Source organism: Anaerobium acetethylicum (genome assembly GCF_900096945.1).
Classification (GTDB): domain Bacteria; phylum Bacillota; class Clostridia; order Lachnospirales; family Lachnospiraceae; genus Anaerobium; species Anaerobium acetethylicum.
Window position 1 is genome coordinate 225,047 of the sequence record NZ_FMKA01000002.1, and the last position, 25,222, is coordinate 250,268.

Here is a 25,222-nt window from a genome sequence, read left to right on the forward strand (position 1 = left end):
CGGGAGGGAACTTATGAACATCTATTTAAGAGAACTGAAAGCACATATGAAGCCGCTCATAATCTGGACTGCCAGCATGGCGCTTCTTATTATGGGCGGAATGGCCAAATACTCTGCTACGCTGGGCATTGAGGGGATGAATATGAACGACCTCATGAAGACAATGCCGAAATCGCTTCAGAATATTTTCGGAGTAGGGGTGTTCGACCTGTCGATTGCCCTTGAGTATTATGCGGTGCTTTACATGTATATCGTACTCGTGGCAGCAGTCCACGGGGTCATGCTTGGTGCTGGAATTATTGCAAAGGAGGAAAGGGACAGGACGGTAGAATATCTGATGGTGAAGCCGGTATCGCGGCAGAGCATAATCACGTCGAAACTTCTTGCGGCGTTGACGAATGTGGCAGTGTTCAATGGCTTCATATATGCTGCATCCTTTGCCATGATCGGGTATTATTCGGAAGGGCATCCATATGCAGCAGGCGTGCTTAAACTTTCCCTGGGTTGTTTCGCCCTTGAAATCTTCTTTCTGGCAATGGGAGCTTTTTTTGCAGCACTCATCAGCCGATCAAAACTGTCATCAGCCGTATCAACGGGGATTCTTCTTCTGACGTTCATGCTGGCTGTCATAATAGATATCAGCGGGAATTACGACTATCTGGGATATCTGTCTCCCTTCAAGTATTTCGATGCGGGGAAGATACTGAAGGGAGGGTATAATTATGCATACCCTGTCTTGGCAGCGCTGCTGACAGTTTCTTTTATAAGCGCAACTTATTATTTTTATAAGAGAAGAGATTTACGCATATAAAAGTATTATATTTGTATAATATGGTGAGAAATGATTGCATTAATCTTTGAGTTTATGTAAAATGTAAATAATTTATGTGACTTCGCAGAATGCGGTTCCCTAATAGTGCGTAACGACTACGGACCAGCAGGCCGGTCTGTGTACATTCTGGATTTTTATGCAGATGCAGTATAAAAATGCCTTGCAGGACAGCAATTCTGAACAGTTACTATAATTCACTTCATATGGATTCATGGCAAATATATTGGACAATTGGTAAGGAGGAAACAATGAAAAAAAGAGAAGATATCCATAAAGTATTGATTATTGGTTCGGGACCTATTATTATCGGACAAGCATGCGAATTTGACTATTCCGGCACGCAGGCATGCAAGGCGCTGAGAAAACTGGGTTATGAAATCGTTCTTGTAAATTCAAATCCAGCGACAATCATGACAGATCCAGAAACTGCTGACGTAACATATATTGAGCCGCTTAATGTTGACAGGCTCACGCAGATTATTGAAAAGGAAAGACCGGATGCCCTTCTTCCGAATCTTGGAGGCCAGTCTGGACTCAACCTGTGCTCAGAGCTTGACAAGGCAGGTGTCCTGAAAAAGTATCATGTCCAGGTCATCGGTGTCCAGGTGGATGCCATCGAAAGAGGCGAGGACAGGATCGAATTCAAGAAGGAAATGGATAAACTTGGAATCGAGATGGCAAAAAGCGAAGTTGCCTACACGGTGGAAGAAGCTGTTGCAATTGCGGAAAACCTCGGATATCCTGTCGTAATCCGTCCGGCATATACCATGGGCGGCCAGGGCGGCGGACTCGTCTATAATGTAGATGAACTGAAAGTGATCGTATCACGCGGGCTCCAGGCCAGTCTCGTAGGCCAGGTACTGGTAGAAGAATCGATAATCGGATGGGAAGAGCTTGAGCTTGAAGTTGTCAGGGATTCCCAGGGAAATATGATTACGGTATGCTTTATCGAAAATATCGATCCGATGGGCGTGCACACAGGAGATTCCTTCTGCTCGGCGCCAATGCTTACTATTTCACAGGAAGTGCAGGACCGTCTCCAGGAACAGGCTTATAAAATCGTAGAGGCAATCCAGGTAATCGGAGGAACGAACGTACAGTTCGCTCACGATCCTGTAAGCGACAGAATCGTGGTTATTGAAATCAATCCAAGAACTTCACGATCTTCGGCACTTGCGTCAAAAGCTACGGGATTCCCGATAGCGCTGATTTCGGCGATGCTGGCAGCCGGACTTGATCTGAGCGATATACCATGTGGAAAATATGGAACATTGGATAAATATAAACCGGGCGGAGACTACATCGTAATCAAGTTTGCACGCTGGGCATTTGAAAAATTCAAAGGCGCAGAGGACAAACTGGGAACACAGATGCGTGCAGTAGGCGAAGTCATGAGCATTGGAAAGACCTACAAGGAAGCATTCCAGAAAGCGATCAGAAGCCTTGAGACAGGACGCTATGGATTAGGACATGCAAAAGATTTCCATAAGAAGACGAAGCTGGAGCTTCTGGAAATGCTCCATGTGCCTACAAGCGAAAGGCAGTTCATCATTTATGAGGCCTTACGAAAAGGCGCTACAGTTGAAGAAATCTTCAAGCTTACAAAAATCAAGCATTATTTCCTTGAGCAGATGAAGGAATTGGTTGAAGAAGAGGAAGCATTAAATGCGTACAGAGGAACCACTCCGCCTGTGGAAGTTTTGCGTAAAGCAAAATCAGACGGATTTTCGGATAAATACCTGAGTCAGGTTCTCGATGTTTCTGAAACCCAGATCAGGGAAGACAGGACAAAAGCGGGAATCGTTGAAGCATGGGAAGGTGTCCATGTCAGCGGAACGGAAGATTCCGCCTACTACTATTCGACCTATAATGCAGAGGATAAAAGCGTAGCTCATACAGACAGGCCTAAAATCATGATCCTTGGCGGAGGTCCGAACAGAATCGGCCAGGGTATCGAATTCGACTACTGCTGCGTACATGCTGCATTTGCATTAAAAGAGATGGGATTCGAAACAATCATCGTAAACTGCAATCCGGAAACAGTGTCAACAGATTATGATACTTCAGACAAGCTGTATTTTGAGCCTCTGACCCTTGAGGACGTGCTGAGTATACACGAGAAAGAAAAGCCGCTGGGCGTGATCGCACAGTTTGGCGGACAGACACCTCTCAATCTGGCAGCAGACCTGAAGAAATTCGGCGTAAACATACTTGGAACATCTCCGGAAACCATCGATCTTGCAGAAGACAGGGATCAGTTCAGGGAAATCATGAACCGTCTTGGCATACCGATGCCGGAATCAGGCATGGCAGTCAATGTCGAAGAAGCTCTTGAGATTGCCAGAAAAATCGGATATCCGGTAATGGTAAGGCCATCCTACGTTCTTGGAGGAAGGGGAATGGAAATCGTCCATGACGATGCAAGCCTTGAAATCTATATGAAGGCGGCAGTAGGAGTTACGCCGGACAGGCCGATCCTCATCGACAGGTTCCTGCACAACGCCCTGGAATGCGAGGCTGATGCAATCAGCGATGGAGCAAATGCGTTTGTTCCGGCAGTCATGGAACATATCGAACTTGCCGGCGTGCATTCGGGAGACTCGGCATGTGTTCTTCCTTCCAAAAACATTTCAGACAAAAATCTTGCATTAATAAAGAAATATACCAGGAAGATTGCAAAGGAAATGGACGTGCGCGGCCTCATGAACATGCAGTATGCAATCGAAGACGACAAGGTATATGTTCTTGAAGCCAATCCGAGAGCATCCAGGACAGTGCCTCTGGTTTCCAAAGTCTGCGATATCAATATGGTAAAGCTTGCAACACAGATCATCACTAGCGAATTCACAGAAATGGATTCTCCTGTACCTGCTCTGAAGGAAAAGATATTCACCCACTGCGGAGTAAAAGAGGCAGTATTCCCATTCAATATGTTCCAGGAAGTAGATCCGCTTTTGGGACCGGAAATGCGTTCGACCGGAGAGGTGTTGGGAATTGCCCAGACTTTCGGCGAAGCATTCTATAAAGCGCAGGAAGCGACACAGACAAAACTGCCCCTTGAAGGAACAGTGCTGATCAGCGTTAACGACAGGGACAAGGCAGAAGTAGTCGAAGTTGCAAAAGGCTTCCATGACTGTGGATTTAAGATCATGGCGACAGGACGCACCTGCGACATCATTACGGAAAGCGGAATTCCAGCGGAAAAAATCCAGAAGATAAATCAGGGGCGCCCTGATATCATGGATGCAATCGCAAATGACAGGATTGATGTCATTATCAATACCCCGAACGATAAAAAGGGAGCTTCGGATGACAGCTACATAAGAAAGGCTGCCATTAAGAACCGGATTGCCTATGTGACGACCATGGCGGCTGCAAAAGCTACCATCAATGGAATCAGCGAAGTCAGGAACCAGGGTGTTTTAGGTGTTAAATCATTACAGGATTTCCATAAGGAAATCAGGGAAGTATAGTGGCTTAAGGCATACAGGCTGAGAAATGGGACATAAAGTATAAAAGATGAACCGGCAGTTCCTGAGAGGGCACTGCCGGTTTTTAAGCGCCTCTTTTAAGTGGATTATTTGCCCAAAAACAAATCACTGCGTTAAAAGGGCACAAGATTAAATTAATAAAGAAAAATCAAAAAAAGAAAGAAAAATTTCAACAAAGATGATATAATGGGGAGTAAATGAGCAATAATATCCGTCTCGCAGCATCAGGGAGCCTTAGGAGATTGAGGAGAAAAGCAAAAGCGTAATGGATTTGAGAAAGGATGGAATTTAAAAGAATGTCAGAAAAAATAATTATGCTGGGGAATGAAGCCATTGCCCGCGGAGCCTATGAAGCAGGTGTCAAAGTGTCAGCTGCTTATCCTGGAACACCAAGTACCGAAATCAGTGAAAACATCATCAAATATAAAGATGCCATATATGCAGAATGGTCACCAAATGAGAAGGTTGCAATGGAAGTGGCAATCGGAGCTTCCATAAGCGGCGTGCGTGCCATGGCATCCATGAAGCATGTCGGCGTCAACGTTGCGGCAGATCCGCTCTTTACGGTTTCCTATATGGGAGTAAACGGCGGACTCGTGCTGGTGGCAGCAGACGATCCAGGCCTTTACAGTTCCCAGAACGAACAGGATACCAGATGTGTTGCAAGGGCAGCGCAGCTTCCTGTTTTAGAGCCTTCGGACAGCAGCGAAGCAAAGGAATTCACGAAATTCGCTTTTGAAATGAGTGAAAAATACGACACGCCTGTAATTGTCAGAACTACGACAAGACTTGCACATTCACAGAGCATGGTTGAACTTTTCGATAGGACTGAGATCGAAGATAAGCCATACGTAAGGAATGCTGCAAAAAATGTCATGATGCCTGGAAATGCAAAACTCAGACATATCGAAGTGGAAAAAAGGACAAACGCAATGATAAAAGACGGTTCTGATTTCCCAATCAACAGGGTTGAGCTGAAAGATACCAAAATCGGCGTCATTACAAGCGGTATCCCGTATCTCTATGTGAAGGAAGCCCTTCCGGACGCTTCCGTACTTAAATTGGGTATTGTAAATCCTCTTCCAAGAAAATTAATCGAAGACTTCGCTTCAAAAGTGGATGAATTATACATCGTTGAAGAACTGGATCCTGTTATCGAAGAGCAGGTCAAATCCTGGGGAATCAAGGCGACAGGCAAGGAAATCCTCACGGTTCAGGGCGAATACAGCGCAAACATGCTCCGCAAGGCAATCTTGAAAGAAGAACTGGAAATTAAACCTGCAGCTCAGGTGCCGGCAAGACCTCCTATCCTTTGTCCAGGATGCCCTCACAGAAGCACCTATGCAGTACTGAATAAGCTGAAGATCCATGGAGCCGGAGACATCGGATGTTACACACTTGGTGCTGTTGCACCGCTGAGCGTCGTTGACACTACTGTATGTATGGGTTCGGGTATCAGCACCCTTCACGGGATGGAAAAAGCCAGAGGAAAAGACTTCATCAAGAACTGGGTAGCCCTGATCGGCGATTCCACATTCATGCATACCGGCGTAAACTCACTTATGAACATGGTCTACAACCAGGCAACAGGAACAGTCCTGATTCTTGACAATTCCATAACAGCCATGACAGGCCACCAGGACAGCCCTGCAACAGGGAAAAGCCTTATGGGCGACACTGTTACGCAGATCGATATCGAGGCGCTCTGCCGCGGAATCGGCGTGAAAAACATAACGACGGTAGATGCATTTGATCTTGCAGCGTTAGAAAAATCGGTAAAAGAAGAGAATGCGAAAGATGAAGTTTCCGTAATCATCGTAAAAGCGCCATGCGCCCTTCTTGACAAGAGCAGAAAACCTGTGTACGTGGAAATTTCTGATAAGTGCAAGAAATGCGGCATGTGCCTGAAACCTGGATGCCCTGCAATAACAAAGAATCCTGATGGAACAATCCATATAAACGATACGATGTGCGCAGGCTGCGGTTTATGTGCAAGTCTTTGTAAATTTGGAGCAATTGAGAAAGCAGGTGCAAAATAATGTCAGCAAAAAATATTATGATCGTAGGTGTAGGCGGCCAGGGTACACTTCTTACAAGCAGGATTTTAGGGGGCCTGGCAATAGATTCAGGATATGACGTGAAATTATCAGAGGTTCATGGAATGGCACAGCGCGGAGGAAGCGTTGTCACTTTCGTTCGCTACGGCGAAGAGGTTTCAGAACCTATCGTAGAAGAAGGATGCGCTGACGTCATCATCGCATTTGAGCGTCTGGAAGCTTTGAGATACGCGAACTTCCTTAAAAAAGGAGGCGCCCTCATAATCAACGACCAGAGGATAGATCCGATGCCGGTCGTAATCGGGGCAGCAGAATATCCGGAAAACATCATTGAAAATTTAAGCAAAGAGTACAATGTGATTCCAGTAAATGCAATGGAAGAAGCCAAGAAATTAGGCAATTCAAAAGTATTCAACATCATCGTTTTAGGTGTTGCGGCTCAGCATATGAACTTTACAAAGGAACAGTGGTTTGACGTAATTGAAAAAACAGTTCCGCCAAAAACAGTTGAAATAAACAAAAAGGCTTTCGAAATCGGATATCATCTGTAAGAAGATGGAGTTCCGCCGATTTACTTTATAATTCCGGGGAGGACAAGGATCTATGATTTGGAATGAAACGAAAGAATGCATGAGCAGGGATGAAATCTATACGCTGCAGAGTGCCAGATTAGCAAAAATGGTTGACAGGGTTTACCACAATGTCCCATTCTACCGCAAAAAAATGCAGCAGATGGGAATAGAGCCGGGAGATATCAGGTGCGTGGAGGACGTGAACAAGCTTCCTTTCACGACAAAGGATGATCTACGTGAAAATTATCCATTTGGTCTGGTTGCCGTGCCGCAGTCGGAAGTGACAAGGGTACATGCTTCGTCAGGAACCACAGGCAAAGCAACTGTTGTTGCCTATACCAGGAAGGACATCGCGACCTGGTCCGAATGTGTTGCCAGGGTGCTTGCCATGACCGGCATGACAAGAGAAGACAGAATCCAGATCTCATACGGATATGGTCTGTTTACAGGCGGGCTTGGCGTACATTACGGTGCCGAACATCTTGGAGCTACGGTAATTCCCATGTCGTCAGGGAATACAAAGAAGCAGATTACCATGATGGAAGATTTTGGTGCAACAGTCCTTGCCTGCACACCTTCCTATGCCCTTCACCTTGCAGAGGCAATCGAAGAGGCAGGAATGCTGGACAGGATCAAACTGAAGACTGCAATCCTGGGGGCAGAACCGTGGACGGATAACATGAGAAGAGAGCTTGAAAAGAAGCTGAACATAAATGCATTTGACATCTATGGCTTAAGCGAGGTCATGGGACCTGGCGTTGCTGCAGACTGTCTGGAGCACAAGGGTCTTCACGTATATGAGGATTACTTCCTTCCCGAAATAATCAACCCTGAAACCTTCCAGCCTGTTGCTCCGGGAGAGGTAGGCGAGCTTGTATTCACTACCCTTACAAAGGAAGCACTTCCGCTTTTCAGATACCGCACGAAAGATCTTACAAGCATCACATATGACAAATGCAACTGCGGAAGGACGATGGCCCGTATTTCAAAATTCAAAGGCCGTTCAGACGATATGCTGATCATCCGTGGCGTAAACGTATTCCCTTCACAGATTGAAGCGGCACTTCTGGAAATGGGAGAAACCTCACCTCATTATATGATGGTAGTGGACAGGGAAGACAACCTGGATACCCTCGAAGTTCTGGTGGAAGTGGACGAATCCTATTTCTCAGATGAAATCAGGGAGCTTGAGAACCTGTCCAGAAGGATTTCAAAAGTGCTGAAAGAGGCTTTGGGCGTGGCAGTAAAAGTCAAGCTTGTTGAGCCGAAGACTCTTGAAAGAAGCGAAGGAAAGGCAAAACGCGTTATCGATAAGAGAACACTTTATTAATCCAGCAGGGAGGTATAGGTTATGATCGTAAAACAGTTATCAGTTTTTCTGGAAAACAAAGAAGGCAGGCTCTGTGATGCCATAGAGACCCTCAGCAGCAACGGTATCAACATCAGTGCTCTGAGTCTCGCTGATTCCACCGAATACGGGATGCTCCGCATGCTGGTTTCGGATCCGGAATCGGGGGTTAAGGTGCTGAAGGCAGCGGGAATTCCTGCAAAGCTTACTGATGTAATCTGTCTGAAGGCTGCACACAAGACAGGGGCCCTCAGCAGAATACTGAAGGCATTTATGGGAAAAGGAATTGCAATCGAATATATGTATGCATTTGCAGCAGGCGAAAATGCTTCTGTCGTTATGAAGACATCCGATACGGAAAAAGCGATAGAAGTCATTAAGGAAAGCGATATTGAAGCCTGGGAAGCAGAAACCATATATAATATCAATGCTTAGGCTCAGTTATAGCCGCAAAAAAAGCTGTCCGGATGGACAGCTTTTTTTGTAATCATATGTTTAAAACAATACTGCTTTATTCTTAATAAAAAATCGAAATTTATATTATAGAAAAAGGCACACTGAAAAACTAGCTGATTATAATTTTACTACGTTAGTAGCCTGTGGGCCTTTTGCTCCGTTTACAACTTCAAATTCAACTTCAGCGCCTTCTTCTAAGGATTTGAAGCCTTCCATTGAAAGACCTGAGTAATGAACGAAAACATCGTTGCCCTGTTCGTCAGAAATAAATCCGTAACCTTTTTGGTTGTTAAACCATTTAACTGTACCTTTGTTCATAATAATACCTCCAAATAAATTAAATAATTATACTCGGTGCAACCATTTGCGACCTAAAAAAAGGATACCATACTATGAATAGTCTGTCAAATGAAAATTAACAGTATTTAGTGAAATATTCTAAAAATTACATAAAAGCATAAAAAAAATTATGCATTTGTTGTATGCGGAGCTATGGGATCAGCAAAACCAAATGATATAACGCATAAACGGGTGCCTGTATTGGAAGGGTTTGTGGTAATGTCGTCGTGGGAAGGCTTCAGTTGCTTCTTCGAGTATTGTGATTTGATTTTATCCGTGATATGATAAGCAGAATGGTGACAATCTGGCGAACAATTCGTGGATAGAAAGAACGCAGAATTGAATTGATAGGAAAAGACAGGGTATTGTGAAATGATAAAGGAAAAAATGGACAGGTTAAAGGATATGCGGGGCGGGAACCTGATTCTGATTGCAATTTTCAGCAGTATTATTGTAGCAGTCATGATTACCGGGCTCGGAATGGCATATTATCAGACGAAAATCAGGGATATGGGTCTTGTGGATGAGCAGACTAATAAAAGCTATGCACAGCATTATGCCCTGATTGCCGGAGATGACGACGATTATTTCTGGGATTCAGTCTATAAGGGTGCCCTTGAAAAAGGCAAAAATCAGGACGTTTATGTGGAAAGATTCGGGGAAAATCTACCGCTGGATTATTCAGTCAGGGAACTTCTGAAAATGGCAATTGCTGCAAGGGTAGACGGCATTATTCTGAAGGCCGGCGACGACAGTGAGACAACAGCGCTCATCGATAAAGCGACAGATGCCGGGATACCGGTGGTAACGGTGCTTCAGGATGCTCCAAAGAGCAAAAGGCAGAGTTTTATTGGTGTAAACCATTACAGCTTCGGGAAAAAATACGGAAAACAGGTGCTTGATGCTGCGGATCAAAGCTTCAGCAAGGTGCTGGTCCTTCTCGATGAGGATGGCGCTGGAAAGAATCAGAATATCATTCTGTCAGGAATCCGCGAGGTCCTGGATGGTGCCAAAATCGCGACCGAAACCCTTGCAATTGACAGGCAGAGTGCATTCAGTTCAGAAGAGGCCATAAGAGAGGTCATTGTAGATACGGAAAATATGCCGGATGCAATCATTTGTCTGAATACGGTTGATACGGTTTGTGCATATCAGGCCCTGGTAGATCTGAATAAAGTGGGAGAAGTGGAAATTATCGGCTATTATGATTCAGACATTGTTCTGGAAGCAGTAAATAAAGGGATCATACATTCGACAATCGCTATAAACACGGAGCAGATGGGCTCTTATTGTGTAGAGGCTCTTGTTCAGTATAAGAAAACAGGAAATGTAAACAAAAATATTCTTGTGAATTCCCAACTCATAACCAGGGAGGAGGGACGCAGGTGAGTCTCAAATTGAAATCAGATTTTACAATCAGGACGAAGCTGGTTCTGATCTTTACGTTTGCCTCAGTAATCGTATTCGGGGTAAATCTTTATATGTATTCCAACATAAACAGCGATCTTAAGGTGATTGAAAATGTATATTTAAGCAACAGAAGTCTGAATGAACTCGGCGGCGTATTGGGAGAAGTGCAGGACAGCATGTATGAATACCTGAATACGAAAAGCTCTGCGGCGTTGGAGGAGTATTACCGCAGCGGCCAGGAGTTCAGCAGCTATCTGGATGACATGAATGGAGCGGCATCGGAGGATTATGCCAGCCTCATGGAAAAGAACATCAGAAATATGTCGCTGGAATATCTTGAGGAAGCTGAAACGGCGGTTACGGCAAAGCGGGGCAGGAATATTGAAAAATACAAGGAAAGTTATGAGAATGCAACAGATACGTATCAGTATATCAGCACTTATATCTATAGCCTGAATAATGAGCAGTTCAGAGACAATTCAAATAATTATGAGATTCTGTTAGTCTCTCTGAAATATCTGGAAATCATAACCACGGTAATTCTGTTCGTGATAACGGCATTGAATATCATACTGATCATGTTCTTTACAAACAGCATAACGACGCCTCTCAGGAGGCTTGCCAAAGCGGCTGATGAGGTCGCGGGGGGTAACCTGGATGTATTGCTTGCAGATACGCAGTATAACGACGAAGTGGGTGTCGTGTCAAAAGCATTCAATAAAATGACAGTGAGCATCAGGGATTATATCGCAAAGCTGAAGGAAAGCATGGAATCCGAGAGCCGGGCGAAGGAAAAAGAGCTTGTTATGGAAACCCATCTGAAGGATGCCCAGCTGAAATATCTTCAGGCCCAGATCAACCCCCACTTCCTTTTCAATACCCTGAATGCGGGCGTACAGCTGGCCATGATGGAAGAAGCCGAGAATACGGGGATCTTCATCGAAAAGATGGCTGAATTTTTCAGATATAACATCAAGAAGATCAGTGAAGATGCAAGCCTGAGGGAAGAAATCGAACTTGTGGAAAGCTATATCTATATTATGAATGTGCGTTTTTCAGGCGAAATCGATTTCAGGAAGGAAATAGATGAAAGCCTGCTTGAAGCCAGGATTCCGAGCATGGTACTCCAACCGATCGTTGAGAATGCTGTAAGTTATGGAATCAGGGGTATAGAATGGGCGGGGCTTATAACTCTTTCAGTATCCTCCACGGAAAGCGGAGTGCTTATTCGCATTCAGGACAACGGAAGGGGAATGACGGAAGAGACTATTGCGAAGGTAATGAATGGAGAGCTGAAAAAAGAGGATTCCGATAAAAATTCCAATGGTATAGGGCTTGGTAACGTAATCAGCCGCCTGAAACTTTATTTTGGAACGGAAGATGTCTTTGAAATCAGAAGCGGAGGAACCGATCATGGAACGGAAGTCCTGATCAGTATTCCGGCCAGCGGTATATCGGGGCTTTCAGAGGCGGACCGGCGGATTGAGCAAGTTAGTAAGTGAGGGAAGATGTATGTATAAAATAATGTTAGCTGATGACGAAGGCATTGTGATTGAATCTCTGAAGCGGATCATAGAGAAGAATTTTGGCGAATCCTGCGAGATCAGGGCTGCGAAGACCGGAAGGGCAGTGATCGAACTGGCGGAGGAATTCAGACCGGACATTGCATTCATGGATATACAGATGCCTGGAATAAACGGTATCGAGGCAATGAAGGAAATTAAAAAATTTAACAATTCCACAATATTCATCGTGATGTCGGCCTATGATAAATTTGTCTACGCGAAGGAGGCCATCAATCTTGGCGTGATGGAGTACCTTACAAAACCGGCAAATCAGGGGCGGATTGTGGAGACGATTGAAAAAGCAATGAAGATCGTGGATGGCGAGAAGGAGAAGAGAAGAAGAGACCTCAGAACGAAGGAGAAGCTGGAGACGGTCATTCCGATTATTGAAAGCGGGCTTATCTATACGATTCTTTGCAGGGACGATTATACTGATGAGGCTGAAAACTTCAAGGAACTGCTCAGCATAGAATCAGACTATGGCTTTGTTCTGGTTGTACAGTACGGGGACATCAATGAAAGGGGCGATTTGGGAAATCCCGTGGGTGCCAGCGTGAAAGCCCAGTCCTTTTACCTGGAATTCAGGGAGATCGTGAAGGAATTCTTTCCTGCCATTATCGGACCAGCCATGGTAAATCAGATCGTAATCTTTATTCCGTGGGACCAGTCGAAAATGGAATACAACGAGCGCATTCAGACGATTGAGAAGAGCAGGAATCTGGTAAGGAAGCTGATGCGCCGCATTGAGCTGAACTTCAGGATCGGAATCGGTTCGGTCAAACCATTGGACGAACTTGTAGTTTCCTACAAGGAGGCGGCCAGGGTCATGCGTCTGAACAGAGGCAAGGTAGTCCATATCAGCGATACGGTTTCGGAAGCAGGCCAGGCAAGAGATTTCCTTGCAGAACTGGAGGATATCCTTGTGCAGTACATCCGGAGGGGCGACCTGGGAAGGGTAAAAGGAGAAGCCGACGCCTGCTTTGACCTGATGGAAGAACAGGCTGAAAAATATGGAACAGACATAAGGACGAAGGTATTGTCCTTCCTGCTCAGGATAGAAAATGAGCTGTTTCACGGAATCCGGAGAGACTGCGATTTCATTGGCGGGAATGATGTTCTGGAAACCGTTATGGGGTATCAGGATACGTCGAAGCTGAGAACATGGTTCCTGGAAAAAGTAACGGAAATCTGCAGGAATGTCCTGACAAGCCGGGAGGAAAAATCAGACGGCATCATTTCAACGGCAAAGTCGTATATCCTTGAAAATTACCATAAAGACATTTCGCTGGATGAGGTTTCAAAGGAGGCTGACATCAGCCCCTATTATTTCAGTAAGCTTTTCAAGGAGGAGGCGGGCGAGAACTTTATCGAATATCTGACGAAGATCAGGATAGACAAAGCAAAGCAGCTGCTGAACAACAAGGAATTGAGCATTAAGGAAATCTGCGTGGCGGTAGGCTATGGGGATCCCAATTACTTCAGCCGCATATTCAAGAAATACTCAGGCAGGACACCTACAGAATACAGGGAGGGAATACTTTGAAAAGAAGCAGGGGAAACACGGTTGGCATTTTGATATGCATATTGATTCTGTGTACCACTCTGGGTGGATGCGGTCCTTCAGAAACTGGCAGGCAGGCTTCTGGCGGGGAAGCAGAGAGGAAAATACGCATCGGAATGAGTTTTGATTCTCTTGTAATCGAACGATGGCAGAAAGACAGAGATGCCTTTGTTGCAACAGCTGAAGAACTTGGGGCGGATGTGGAGATTGCGATCGCAAACGGAAGCGTGGAAAAGCAGAATGCTCAGATTGCGGATTTTGTGAAGGATAAAATGGATGTAATCGTCATAGTTCCCACCGATTGCGAGAAGATCAGCGAGGCCGTCAGAAAGGCAAAGGACAAAGGAGTAAAGATTATCTCTTATGACAGGCTGATCAGGGATGCGGGTGTGGATCTTTACATTTCCTTTGATAACGAAGAAATCGGAAGGATGATGGCAGGAGCCCTGATTGAAAGTGTTCCGGAAAACGGAAGCATAGCGGCTGTTTTTGGACCTGACACGGACGGGAATGCCGCCATGGTGGAAAAGGGATTCAATGAAGTGATAGCGGAAATCGGTCTGAAAGTCATCTACAAGACCTACGCAGAAAAGTGGCTTGCCGAAAAAGCATTCGATGCTGTGGTTGAGGCACTGGATACGGCAGGCAGTTTCGATGGTATCGTCTGTGGAAATGATAATCTGGCGGGATATGCGGTGAAGGCGCTTTCAGAGCACAGGCTGGCTGGAAAGGTGAGTGTAGCCGGGCAGGATGGAGACCTGGATGCATGCCAGAGGATTGTTGAAGGAACCCAGACAGTGACCGTATATAAACCGGTGGAAGAACTGGCTGAAAAGGCGGCCAGATATGCTGTAATGCTGGCGGCGGATGGTACAATAGAGGCAGATGAGACTATTTTTGACGGCAAGCAGGCAGTCCCCTATGAAAAGCTGGCGCCTATAGCAGTTACAAAAGAAAATATTGAGGAAGTAATTATAGATGGAGGCGTCCATTTGAGAGAAGACGTATATCTGAATATGCCAAAAGGCCAATAGAAGGACGGAGTCAGAGGAGTAGCATTTTTTTGCACAAAAAAATGCTACTCCTTTTTTGTCGTGTGGAACCCGGGATGAAAATGTGCAGATAGTGACAATCTATTCCTATTTCCCCCGTGATATATTTTACATGTAATAAATAACGGAACGCAAAGAAAAGGGAGGATTTAGTTATGAAAAGAAGTATCAGGAAAGTGTTATCTCTGTGTGTTGCAATGGTAATGGTATTTTCATTAGCAGCCTGCGGAAGCAGCAAAACAGACAATACCTCATCAGACGGATCGGCATCAACGGAAGCAGGCAAGAAAATCGGTGTTGCCATGCCTACCAAAGATTTGCAGCGCTGGAACCAGGATGGCGCCAATATGAAGAGCGAACTGGAAGCAGCAGGATATAAAGTAGATTTACAGTATGCAAATAATGAAATCGCAACACAGGTCTCACAGATTGAAAACATGATTACTGCAGGATGTGAAACTCTTGTCATAGCAGCAATTGACGGAAGCGCTTTAGGAACCGTTCTTGCACAGGCAAAAGATGCAGAAATCCAGGTTATTGCATATGACCGCCTGATTATGGAAAGCGATGCAGTATCCTATTATGCTACATTTGATAACTATATGGTCGGAACGATACAGGGAACATTTATCCGTGATGCGCTTGATTTAGAGAATGCGGAAGGCCCTTTCAATATCGAACTCTTCACAGGATCATCTGATGATAACAATGCACGTTTCTTCTTTGGAGGAGCGATCGACATTCTTCAGGAATACATCGACAGCGGGAAATTAGTAGTAGTTTCAGGACAGACAGAATTTGAAGAAGTGGCAACACCAAACTGGTCAACTGAAGAAGCGCAGAAGCGTATGGATAATATCATTACAGCATATTATGCAGACGGAGAAAAGCTGGATGCAGTTCTCTCATCAAACGATTCCGTTGCAAACGGAATCACAAATTCACTTGTGAGTGCCGGATACACAGGCGAAGACTTCCCGGTACTGACTGGACAGGATTGCGACATCACATCAGTAAAGAATATCTTAGCAGGAAAACAGTCTATGTCGATCTTTAAGGATACCCGTACTTTAGCAAGCCAGGTTGTAAAAATGGTGGATGCGATCATGCAGGGAACTGAAGTGCCTGTAAATGACACTGAGTCTTATGACAACGGAACGGGAATTATCCCTACATTCCTTTGTGAACCAGTATTCGCGGATAAAGATAATTACAAAGAACTTTTAATCGATTCAGGATACTACACGGAAGACAAGTTAAAATAGCAGGTCCGGGGCGGGTGATATCATTGCCCGCCCAAGTGTCTTCGCACTCAGAATCGATGGCTATGGGAGTTAAAAATGGCGAGGCCGCTTTGTTAAAGGCATGAAGGAGGAATTGGATTGGCTGAATTGTTATTGGAAATGAAAAATATTACGAAGCTTTTTCCGGGCGTACGTGCCCTGGATAATGTGAATCTCAAGGTGGAAAAAGGAGAAATCCACGCCCTGGTCGGGGAAAACGGAGCAGGCAAATCCACGCTGATGAATGTCCTGAGCGGAATATACCCCTTTGGCAGCTACGAAGGCGAGATTTTCTACAACGGAGAGCTGTGCAGGTTTAAGGAAATCAATGACAGCGAAGAAAAGGGAATTGTAATCATACATCAGGAACTGGCGCTGGTACCGTATATGACAATCGGTGAAAATATGTTTCTTGGCAATGAACGAGGACGAAAGGCCGCAATAGACTGGAATGAAACATATGCGAAGGCAGACGGACTGCTGAAGACAGTAGGGCTTAATGAATCTTCACGTACACTGATCAAGGACATCGGGGTCGGAAAGCAGCAGATGGTCGAGATTGCAAAGGCGCTTGCCAAGAATGTAAAACTGCTGATACTCGATGAACCGACGGCTTCCCTGAATGAAACAGATTCGAAACAGCTGCTGGACCTGCTTCTGGAATTCAAGAAGTCAGGAATGACATCAATCATAATATCGCATAAACTGAATGAAATCTCCTATGTGGCGGATAAGATAACGGTTATCCGTGACGGTTCGACAATAGAGACGCTTGACAAGAAAACGGATGATTTCAGTGAAGAAAGAATCATCAAAGGAATGGTTGGCCGTGATCTGGTAGACCGATTCCCGAAACGTGAAAAGAAAAATATCGGAAAAATCAATCTTGAAGTAGAAAACTGGACTGTTTACCATCCTTTATACAGCGACCGCAAGGTGGTAGATCATGTATCCATCAATGTGCGCAAGGGCGAAGTGGTCGGGATATCCGGACTTATGGGTGCCGGCAGGACTGAACTTGCAATGAGCATATTCGGCAGGAGTTATGGCACCAACATCAGTGGTACTTTGAAAATCAACGGTGAGACTGTCAATTTGAAAAATGCGCAGCAGGCCATAGAAAAGAAACTGGCATATGTTACGGAGGACAGAAAAGGAAACGGGCTCATACTTTCCAATTCCATCCGCATCAACACGACTCTGGCAAAAATGGACAAAATCAGTCATTATAATATAATCGACAGGGATCTTGAAATAAAAGTCGCAAATGAATACAAGGAAAAACTGAGGACAAAATGTCCTTCCATAGAGCAGAAGGTAGGCAATCTGAGTGGCGGAAACCAGCAGAAGGTGCTGCTGAGCAAATGGATGTTTGCAGATCCGGATGTCATCATCCTGGACGAGCCGACCCGAGGCATAGACGTGGGTGCTAAGTATGAAATCTACTGCATCATCAACAGGCTGGTGGCAGAAGGGAAATCGGTCATTATGATTTCTTCGGAGCTTCCGGAAGTACTGGGAATGTGCGACCGCATCTACATCATGAACGAAGGCAGGATAGCAGGGGAGCTCAGCCAGGCTGAAGCGACCCAGGAATCTATCATGCAGCATATCATTAAATCAGGCAAAGGAGAGTAAAATGAATAAAACAATAGAACTACTTAAAAAGAATACCATGCTGATTGCACTGGTAATCGTAACCCTGTTTTTTGCAGCTACAACAGGCGGGACTCTGCTTGCACCCCAGAATATTGCGAATCTGATCGCACAGAACGGCTATGTCGTTATTCTTGCAGTCGGCATGCTGCTGTGTATCCTCACCGGCGGAAACATTGACCTTTCGGTAGGATCGATCGTTGCCCTGGTAGGAGCACTGGCAGGACAGCTGATCGTAAACCAGAAGGTAAACATCTATGTATCCATCCTTATTTGCCTCGTGGTAGGCCTTGCAATCGGCGCATGGCAGGGATTCTGGATTGCCTATGTCAGGATTCCGGCATTCATCGTAACCCTGGCCGGCATGCTTTTATGGCGCGGTGTCGCACTGATCATCCTGGACGGACTGACGATTTCACCTTTCCCGGACAACTATCTGAACATCTTCAACAGTTTCGTTCCGGATCCTTTCGGCGGGGAAATCAATATCCTGTGCGTGGCAGTGGGCGTTGGAATCAGCATACTCTACGTGGTGCTTCAGCTTGTTGACAGGGCGAAAAAATCGAAAAAGGGATACGAAATGGAGAGTATTGCGGCAATGGCAGTAAAATCTGTGCTGATCTGTGCCGTGATCATCGTATTGGCTTATATGCTTGCACAATATAAAGGAATCCCGGCAATTCTGATCCTGCTTACTGTCATCGTTCTGGCATATGCATATTATACTTCAAGGACTGTTCCCGGGCGTCATTTCTATGCGCTTGGCGGAAATGAAAAAGCAGCAAAGCTGAGCGGTATTCATACCGACCGGGTTTTATTTACAGCATATGTGAATATGGCACTGTTGAGCGCGGTTGCTGCAATGGCCTGCGTTGCGAGATTCAATTCCGCAGCTCCGACAGCAGGGCAGAACTATGAAATGGACGCAATCGCATCATGCTATATCGGCGGCGTTTCCGCATACGGCGGAATCGGTACAGTACAGGGTGCTGTTATCGGTGCCATCTTCATGGGCGTACTGAATAACGGTATGTCAATTATGGGTATCGACGCAAATGTACAGAAGGCAGTAAAAGGTCTTGTGCTTCTGGCAGCAGTTGCATTTGATGTCATCTCCAAAAAGAGAGCAAAGACAGCCTGACGGGAAACAGGCAGTGCATGAACGGCAGATATACAAGGGGAAAATGTAAAAAAACATATCAGTTATAAACGAAAACGGCCAGGAAAAACTTCCTGACCGTTTTCCGATTGACATAAATAATCCTGAATTATATAATATGGTCTAGTAAACCGGAATCCGATTAGCATATGAGCTGGCACTCGTGGGATCCTGGTTCTGCAATTTTTATGCATTACGAAGTACTGTTGGAGACAGAGTCCTGAACAGGTGCCGTGTGCATCATATGTGACTATAAGGACATAGTCCGGAACAGTTACTAAAATCTGTATAAACAGCTCGCATAGACCGGAAACCGTATGGTGGATGGTGCGATATCAAAAGACAAGCAGCGTGGCGGGTCTGGCAGCCGATTTCGCGCGGAGAGGTATATATGGCATATAATACTAAAAAATTATCCAACCAGGAATTGAGACAAATAAATAAAAATGTGATATTCAGATATCTGTATGATAACGACTGCGTATCAAAACAGGATATTTCAACTGCCCTTTCATTAAGCATGCCGACCGTCAATCAGAACATCAAGGAACTGACGGAGGACGGCCTGGTTGTGGCAGCCGGCAATTTCGAATCCACAGGCGGCAGGAAGGCGGTAGCCATCACATACAACAAAAGCGCAGTATTCTCAGTGGGGATTGCAATAACCATGAACAACATCAGGATTGTGGTTGTGGATCTTTCGGGGGAGCAGCTCTACTACAGGAAATATAAATGCGGGTTCGAAGTATCGGATTCCTATGCGGAGAAACTGACAGGATATCTGAATGCCAGCATAGAGGAGTCAGGCGTCGACAGTACAAAAATACTGGGCGTGGGCATTTCGGTTCCGGGCATTATTGAGAACGAGAAGGACTTCATCATAAAAATAGCCCCTTCCCTGCATGCTAAAAACCAGCCGCTTACCTATATCACTGAGAAAATAGAGTATGAGGTCATGGTAGATAACGATGCCTATCTGGGCGGAGTTGCCGAGCTGTGGAACGGAAAAAGCGAAAAGACCGTGGCTTATATTTATGTGGATAAGGGCGTCGGCGGGACTATTTTCATAGACAATAAGCCATTCAAGGGCGAGAAGAATATGAGCGCCGAGTTCGGCCATATGGTGATACATCCCCATGGGAACAGGTGCAACTGTGGGAAAACGGGCTGCTTTGAAGCCTACATATCAACTGACAGGCTGTCTGAAGATCTCGGAATCAGCCTTGCTGAATTTTTCAAGAGGCTTGATGCAGGCGACGGGGAAGTAAAGGAGAGGTTTGAAAAATATCTGGATGACCTGTGTATCGGGCTGAGCAACATCAACACGATCCTGGATGCGGATGTGGTGCTCGGAGGAAGCATCGTGGAGTATATAGACGATTACATCGGGGAAATCGACAGGAAACTGTCAGAGATGAATCCCTTTGAAAAGGACAGGTATTTCCATATTGCGAAAATCAAAAGGGCGAAAGCCAGCGCGATAGGCGCTGCCCTGTATTTCATCGAAAGATTTATTGAAAATATTTAATACTGAACAGAAACCAGTTTTTGGGGGCGCATGTCATATGCGGCCTCTTTTTTTCGGCCATAGGTGTGGAGTGTCAAAAGCCCCTATACAAAATGGTATGCGTCAATTTGCACAGTTTTCGACAATTCGGACGCGATGGAAAACATGTTCATTCGCAGCGCGCTCTCGCTTAGATGAAGACGTAGTGGTACGTAGGGCTGCGCTTTCAGCGGTCCTATGTACTAATGGTTTGCCTGTTCAGTAACCTAGTGACGCGAGGTGTTTTTATGCTGCTTTTGCATAAAAACCCGAGTTCGGCGTGCGCCAAATTGCAGTTCTTGCAATTTGTGTGCATCATATGTAACTATGAAGGACGTAGTCCGGAATAGTTACCAACGTCTTCATAAAGCTGCTCATTGAACCATGTTTTCCATCGCTGTGCTGTAGCTGGCGAATGTGCAAATTAACTAAGCCGAAGGTTACAAGAGGGCTTTTGACATGCTGATCTTCATAGGAAAGATCTTTGAGAAAAACCCTCCAAAAAATATCAGAAAACAGATTGACATTCAGACAAAATCTATATATAATAACTTACAGAAAGAGCTTTTGCAAAAGATGTTTTGTAAAGTTTTTTGATGGGTATGACAGCACGATAAAAGTGGTCAGGAAAACAGGATGAAAAGCAGCCATAAAAATGAATTTTCAAATCAAGAATAGAAAAGGAGTATGGGTATATGAATTATCTGATTGGTATCGATATAGGAACATCTGCTACAAAGACAGTCCTGTTCGATGAAAAGGGTGCGGTAATTGCATCGGCTTCCCAGGAATATCCACTGTACCAGCCAAAGAACGGCTGGGCTGAACAGAAGCCTGAAGACTGGAAGGAGGCTTCCCTGGAAACTCTGAGCCGGGTTGTCAGGGAATCTGGCGTAAAGGCAGAGGACATAAAAGGAATCGGCCTTTCAGGCCAGATGCACGGTCTCGTAATGCTGGATGAGGCAGGAGAAGTGATCAGGCCATCAATCATCTGGTGCGATCAGAGGACTGCGGCAGAGGTGGAAGACATGAACCGCCTGATCGGAAGGGAACGCCTGATTGAAATCACTGCGAACCCTGCATTGACAGGATGGACTGCAGCGAAGATCCTCTGGGTCAAGAAGAACGAGCCTGAGAACTATGAAAGATGCAGACATATTTTACTTCCAAAGGATTACATCAGATATGTGCTGACAGGCGTATTTGCTACGGAAGTATCTGATGCAAGCGGAATGCAGCTTTTAGACGTGCCGAACAGATGCTGGTCAGATGAAGTCCTTCAGAAGCTTGATATAGACAGGAGCCTTCTGGCAGATGTTTATGAATCCTGTGAGGTCACTGGAAAGGTGCTTCCGGAGATTGCAGAGATGACTGGACTTTCTGTGGATACGGCAGTGGTCGGAGGCGCAGGCGACAATGCGGCAGCGGCTGTTGGAACCGGAATCGTAAGGGACGGAACGGCGTTTACCACAATCGGAACCTCCGGCGTGGTATTTGCCCACAGCAGCAAGGTGACGATCGATCCAAAAGGAAGGGTGCATACATGCTGCTGTGCAGTACCGGGCGCATGGCATGTAATGGGCGTTACCCAGGGCGCAGGCCTTTCCCTCAAGTGGTTCAGAGACAACTTCTGCCAGGACTATATGGAAGAGGCAGATAAGCAGGGAGTGGATGTCTACGACCTGATGGGAAGGGATGCTGCCGAAAGGGAAATCGGAAGCAACAAGCTCATCTTCCTTCCTTACCTGATGGGAGAAAGAACTCCGCATCTTGATCCGGACTGCAGAGGCGTGTTCTTCGGACTGTCCGCAATCCATACAAAACCGGATATGATCCGTTCCGTCATGGAGGGCGTGTCATTTTCCCTTAACGACTGCAATCATATACTGCAGGAGATGGGCATCAACGTGGAAAAAATGATGGCCTGCGGAGGCGGAGGAAAGAGCCCGCTGTGGAGACAGATGCTTGCAGATATGTACAGGTGTGAGGTGAATACCGTAAGGCAGACAGAAGGTCCGGCACTTGGTGCAGCAATACTTGCAGGAGTAGGAACCGGAATTTACGAAAGCGTGGAACAGGCATGTGATGCGCTGATATCCGGAGACAAGAAGAGCGAGCCTGTATCAGAACAGGCGGATGCATATGAAAAACTCTACGAAGTATACAAGGATCTCTATGTCGACTTAAAGGATTCATTCAAAAAACTGGCTAACATTTAACATTTTGGAGGTATACAAATGGCTTTAACAATAAAGAGCGTGGAAGACAGGGACTTCCGTAAATATGGAAGGATCGTAAAAGGATACGGGATCGCACAGCTTCTCCAGGCAATGGAAAGCACACCGGTTCCTGAAGATGTCATCTATACAGCTTCAGTCAGGGAAATGGAAGACACTGCTGATGCAGCCGGATTCAGGGATTTTGTTTTCGGCGGGATGCCAATCCAGATCGGATTCTGCAACGGGCATAACAATATGCTGAACGCCCTGGAATACCACAGGAATTCGGAAATAAACATCGCGGTTACGGATATGGTCCTGCTCCTTGGAATGCAGCAGGATATGGAAGATGATTTCACCTATGATTCTGCGAAGGTCGAGGCCTTCCTGGTGCCGGCGGGAACTGCAGTTGAGCTGTATGGGACCACCCTTCACTATGCACCATGCGGCGTGGATGGAAAAGGCTTCAAGGGCATCGTCATTCTTCCGGAAGGAACCAATACAGAGCTGGAAGCAGTTCCAGAAAAAAACGGAGAAGATGCACTGCTGTTTGCAAAGAACAAGTGGCTGGTTGCACACCAGGAATCAGGTCTTGAGGCAGATGGAGCCTTTATCGGACTGAAAGGTGAGAACCTGAGCATATAAAAGTTCAGAAAACGATATTAAAAAACAATTTTAATAATAGATAAAATATGGAGGTAACAGAATATGAACAACATTCCAGCATTAAAATTAGGAATCGCAGCAGTAAGCAGGGACTGTTTCCCAATGAGCCTTTCAGAAAACAGAAGGAAAGAAGTTGCCAGTGAATATGCGAAAAAGGGTCTCGAAATTTTCGAATGCCCTACAGTAATTGAAAACGAGAAACATATGAGACAGGCTCTTGCAGAACTGAAGGAAGCCGGCTGCAACGCACTCGTAGTTTTCCTTGGAAATTTCGGACCTGAAACAGCGGAAACCCTTCTTGCAAAGGAATTCGACGGTCCGGTCATGTTCGCGGCAGCTGCCGAGGAATCCGGAGACAGACTCATGGACGACAGGGGAGATGCATACTGCGGAATGCTGAATGCAAGCTACAACCTCAAGCTCCGTAACATCAAGGCATATATTCCGGAATATCCGGTAGGAACTGCAAAAGAAGTTGCTGACATGATCGAGGAATTTGTGCCAATCGCAAAATCCATAATCGGCCTGAACAACCTGAAGATCATTTCCTTCGGACCACGTCCACAGGATTTCCTTGCCTGCAACGCTCCTATCAAGCAGCTCTATAACCTTGGCGTTGAAATTGAGGAAAATTCAGAACTGGATCTTTTTGCAGCATTCAACGAACATAAGGATGATCCGCGTATCCCGGCTGTCATGAAGAGCATGGAAGAGGAACTGGGCGAAGGCAATAAAATGCCTGGCATACTTCCGAAACTTGCACAGTATGAGATTACCCTTCTTGACTGGGTTGAGCAGCACAAAGGATCAAGGGAATTCGTCGCTTTTGCAAATAAATGCTGGCCTTCTTTCCAGACCCAGTTCGGTTTCGTTCCATGCTATGTGAACAGCCGCCTTACTGCTATGGGAATACCGGTATCCTGCGAAGTTGATATCTACGGCGCATTGAGCGAATACATCGGAACATGTGTAAGCGAGGATGTTGTAACCCTTCTTGATATCAACAACACTGTACCTGCAGATATGTATGAATCTGAAATCAAGGGAACCTTCGATTATACAATCAAAGATACATTCATGGGCTTCCACTGCGGAAATACAGCAGCTTCAAAACTTTCTTCATGCGAAATGAAAAACCAGAAGATTATGGCGAGAGCCCTTGAACCAGATCAGGAACCGAATATCACAAGGGGAACATTAGAGGGAGATATCCTTCCGGGAAAAATCACTTTCTTCCGTCTTCAGAGCACAGCTGACGCAAAGCTCACTGCATACGTTGCAGAAGGTGAAGTACTTCCGGTTGCTACAAAATCATTCGGCGGAATAGGAATATTTGCAATTCCTGAAATGGGCAGGTTCTACAGACATGTCCTCGTTGAAAAAAATTATCCACATCATGGAGCAGTAGCATTTGGTCATTTTGGAAAAGTGCTGTTCGAAGTATTCAAATACCTTGGTGTTGAAGAATTAGGATTCAACCAGCCAAAAGGAATGCTTTACAAATCAGAAAATCCATTTGCTTAAGTAAGGGATGCCGGATGGTACTGCCAGGTACCCTCCGGATTAAAGGATCTGCATAACAGGATGGTATTGCCAGGTGCCCTCCGCATGAAGGATCTATAAGACAGGATGATATTGCCAGGTATCATCCTGAATAGAAGTTTTACAAGGGGCTGTTGCAAAACTAATGAACCGCTCCCCGTCAAGCAGATATTTAAAATAATAAAAATCTTTTCTGCCAGCAGGTGTAAACTGCTGGCAGTTTTCATGCCATTTTTAAATATATTTCATGTTTTTCTATCTAGTGCACTGACACGTTGACATCTTGACAAATGACTTGCCTTAGTTTCCATCTGCGGCGTTGTCGTCAATCAGCGTAGCCACCGCTACGCCTCATTCCTCCGCCTTGCAGAATGAAAACTAATTCAGCGTCATTAGCTTAAGTGTCAATGTGTCAGCACACTAGATATTGTAATACAGCAGATATCTTCTCTTGTTCAGATACCTTTC

The 25,222-nt window shown here is 45.4% G+C and carries 18 protein-coding genes; 17 read left to right on the forward strand and 1 reads right to left on the reverse strand.

Annotation, left to right across the window (positions count from 1 at the left end):
• Positions 1-13 precede the first annotated feature (13 nt).
• The 6 genes from BJR36_RS03965 to BJR36_RS03990 all read left to right on the forward strand — a co-directional run bounded on the left by BJR36_RS03965 (position 14) and on the right by BJR36_RS03990 (position 8,735).
• Entirely contained in the window at positions 14-811 is a 798-nt protein-coding gene (locus tag BJR36_RS03965; protein ID WP_169823582.1) for an ABC transporter permease subunit, read from the forward strand.
• A gap of 269 nt (positions 812-1,080) precedes the next feature.
• On the forward strand, positions 1,081-4,305 hold the full coding sequence (gene carB / locus BJR36_RS03970) for a carbamoyl-phosphate synthase large subunit (protein WP_091230430.1): 3,225 nt from the start codon (positions 1,081-1,083) through the stop codon (positions 4,303-4,305).
• A gap of 314 nt (positions 4,306-4,619) precedes the next feature.
• A complete protein-coding gene (gene iorA / locus BJR36_RS03975) occupies positions 4,620-6,362 on the forward strand; it encodes an indolepyruvate ferredoxin oxidoreductase subunit alpha (RefSeq protein WP_091230572.1) in 1,743 nt (580 codons plus the stop codon).
• Positions 6,362-6,931 (forward strand): indolepyruvate oxidoreductase subunit beta, encoded by a 570-nt coding sequence (locus BJR36_RS03980; RefSeq protein ID WP_091230433.1) that lies wholly within the window; start codon positions 6,362-6,364, stop codon positions 6,929-6,931. The genes iorA and BJR36_RS03980 overlap by 1 nt, the downstream gene beginning before the upstream one ends.
• A gap of 52 nt (positions 6,932-6,983) precedes the next feature.
• Complete coding sequence (locus BJR36_RS03985; RefSeq protein WP_091230436.1) at positions 6,984-8,282, forward strand: phenylacetate--CoA ligase family protein; 1,299 nt, start codon at positions 6,984-6,986, stop codon at positions 8,280-8,282.
• 21 nt (positions 8,283-8,303) lie between these two features.
• Positions 8,304-8,735, forward strand: coding sequence for a hypothetical protein (locus BJR36_RS03990; RefSeq protein WP_091230438.1), 432 nt, complete (start codon positions 8,304-8,306; stop codon positions 8,733-8,735).
• 138 nt (positions 8,736-8,873) lie between these two features.
• Here the strand turns inward: BJR36_RS03990 and BJR36_RS03995 are convergent, their stop codons facing one another.
• On the reverse strand, positions 8,874-9,074 hold the full coding sequence (locus tag BJR36_RS03995; RefSeq protein WP_091230441.1) for a cold-shock protein: 201 nt from the start codon (positions 9,072-9,074) through the stop codon (positions 8,874-8,876).
• Positions 9,075-9,467: 393 nt separating this feature from the next.
• On the opposite strand from BJR36_RS03995, the gene BJR36_RS04000 reads away from it, so the two are divergent.
• From BJR36_RS04000 to BJR36_RS04050, 11 genes are all read left to right on the forward strand, one after another.
• Positions 9,468-10,484 (forward strand): substrate-binding domain-containing protein, encoded by a 1,017-nt coding sequence (locus BJR36_RS04000; protein WP_091230445.1) that lies wholly within the window; start codon positions 9,468-9,470, stop codon positions 10,482-10,484.
• Positions 10,481-12,007, forward strand: a complete 1,527-nt coding sequence (locus BJR36_RS04005) for a sensor histidine kinase (protein WP_242875447.1) — start codon at positions 10,481-10,483, stop codon at positions 12,005-12,007. The genes BJR36_RS04000 and BJR36_RS04005 overlap by 4 nt, the downstream gene beginning before the upstream one ends.
• 10 nt (positions 12,008-12,017) lie before the next feature.
• Positions 12,018-13,613, forward strand: coding sequence for a response regulator (locus tag BJR36_RS04010; protein ID WP_091230447.1), 1,596 nt, complete (start codon positions 12,018-12,020; stop codon positions 13,611-13,613).
• Positions 13,610-14,665 (forward strand): substrate-binding domain-containing protein, encoded by a 1,056-nt coding sequence (locus BJR36_RS04015; RefSeq protein ID WP_091230449.1) that lies wholly within the window; start codon positions 13,610-13,612, stop codon positions 14,663-14,665. Before BJR36_RS04010 ends, BJR36_RS04015 begins: the two co-directional genes overlap by 4 nt.
• A gap of 173 nt (positions 14,666-14,838) precedes the next feature.
• Positions 14,839-15,948: a multiple monosaccharide ABC transporter substrate-binding protein gene (chvE, locus tag BJR36_RS04020; protein WP_091230451.1), complete on the forward strand. Its 1,110-nt coding sequence runs from the start codon at positions 14,839-14,841 to the stop codon at positions 15,946-15,948.
• Positions 15,949-16,065: 117 nt separating this feature from the next.
• On the forward strand, positions 16,066-17,604 hold the full coding sequence (gene mmsA, locus BJR36_RS04025) for a multiple monosaccharide ABC transporter ATP-binding protein (protein ID WP_091230453.1): 1,539 nt from the start codon (positions 16,066-16,068) through the stop codon (positions 17,602-17,604).
• 1 nt (position 17,605) lies between these two features.
• Complete coding sequence (gene mmsB, locus BJR36_RS04030; RefSeq protein WP_091230456.1) at positions 17,606-18,763, forward strand: multiple monosaccharide ABC transporter permease; 1,158 nt, start codon at positions 17,606-17,608, stop codon at positions 18,761-18,763.
• A 409-nt stretch (positions 18,764-19,172) separates the two neighbouring features.
• Complete coding sequence (locus BJR36_RS04035) at positions 19,173-20,309, forward strand: ROK family transcriptional regulator (RefSeq protein WP_091230459.1); 1,137 nt, start codon at positions 19,173-19,175, stop codon at positions 20,307-20,309.
• Positions 20,310-21,022: 713 nt separating this feature from the next.
• Complete coding sequence (gene xylB, locus BJR36_RS04040) at positions 21,023-22,546, forward strand: xylulokinase (protein WP_091230461.1); 1,524 nt, start codon at positions 21,023-21,025, stop codon at positions 22,544-22,546.
• An 18-nt stretch (positions 22,547-22,564) separates the two neighbouring features.
• Positions 22,565-23,191 carry a DUF4867 family protein gene (locus BJR36_RS04045; protein ID WP_091230464.1) on the forward strand — a complete coding sequence of 209 codons (627 nt, stop codon included), beginning with the start codon at positions 22,565-22,567 and terminating at the stop codon, positions 23,189-23,191.
• A gap of 63 nt (positions 23,192-23,254) precedes the next feature.
• Positions 23,255-24,736, forward strand: a complete 1,482-nt coding sequence (locus tag BJR36_RS04050) for an L-fucose/L-arabinose isomerase family protein (RefSeq protein WP_091230467.1) — start codon at positions 23,255-23,257, stop codon at positions 24,734-24,736.
• The last annotated feature ends 486 nt before the right edge of the window (positions 24,737-25,222 follow it).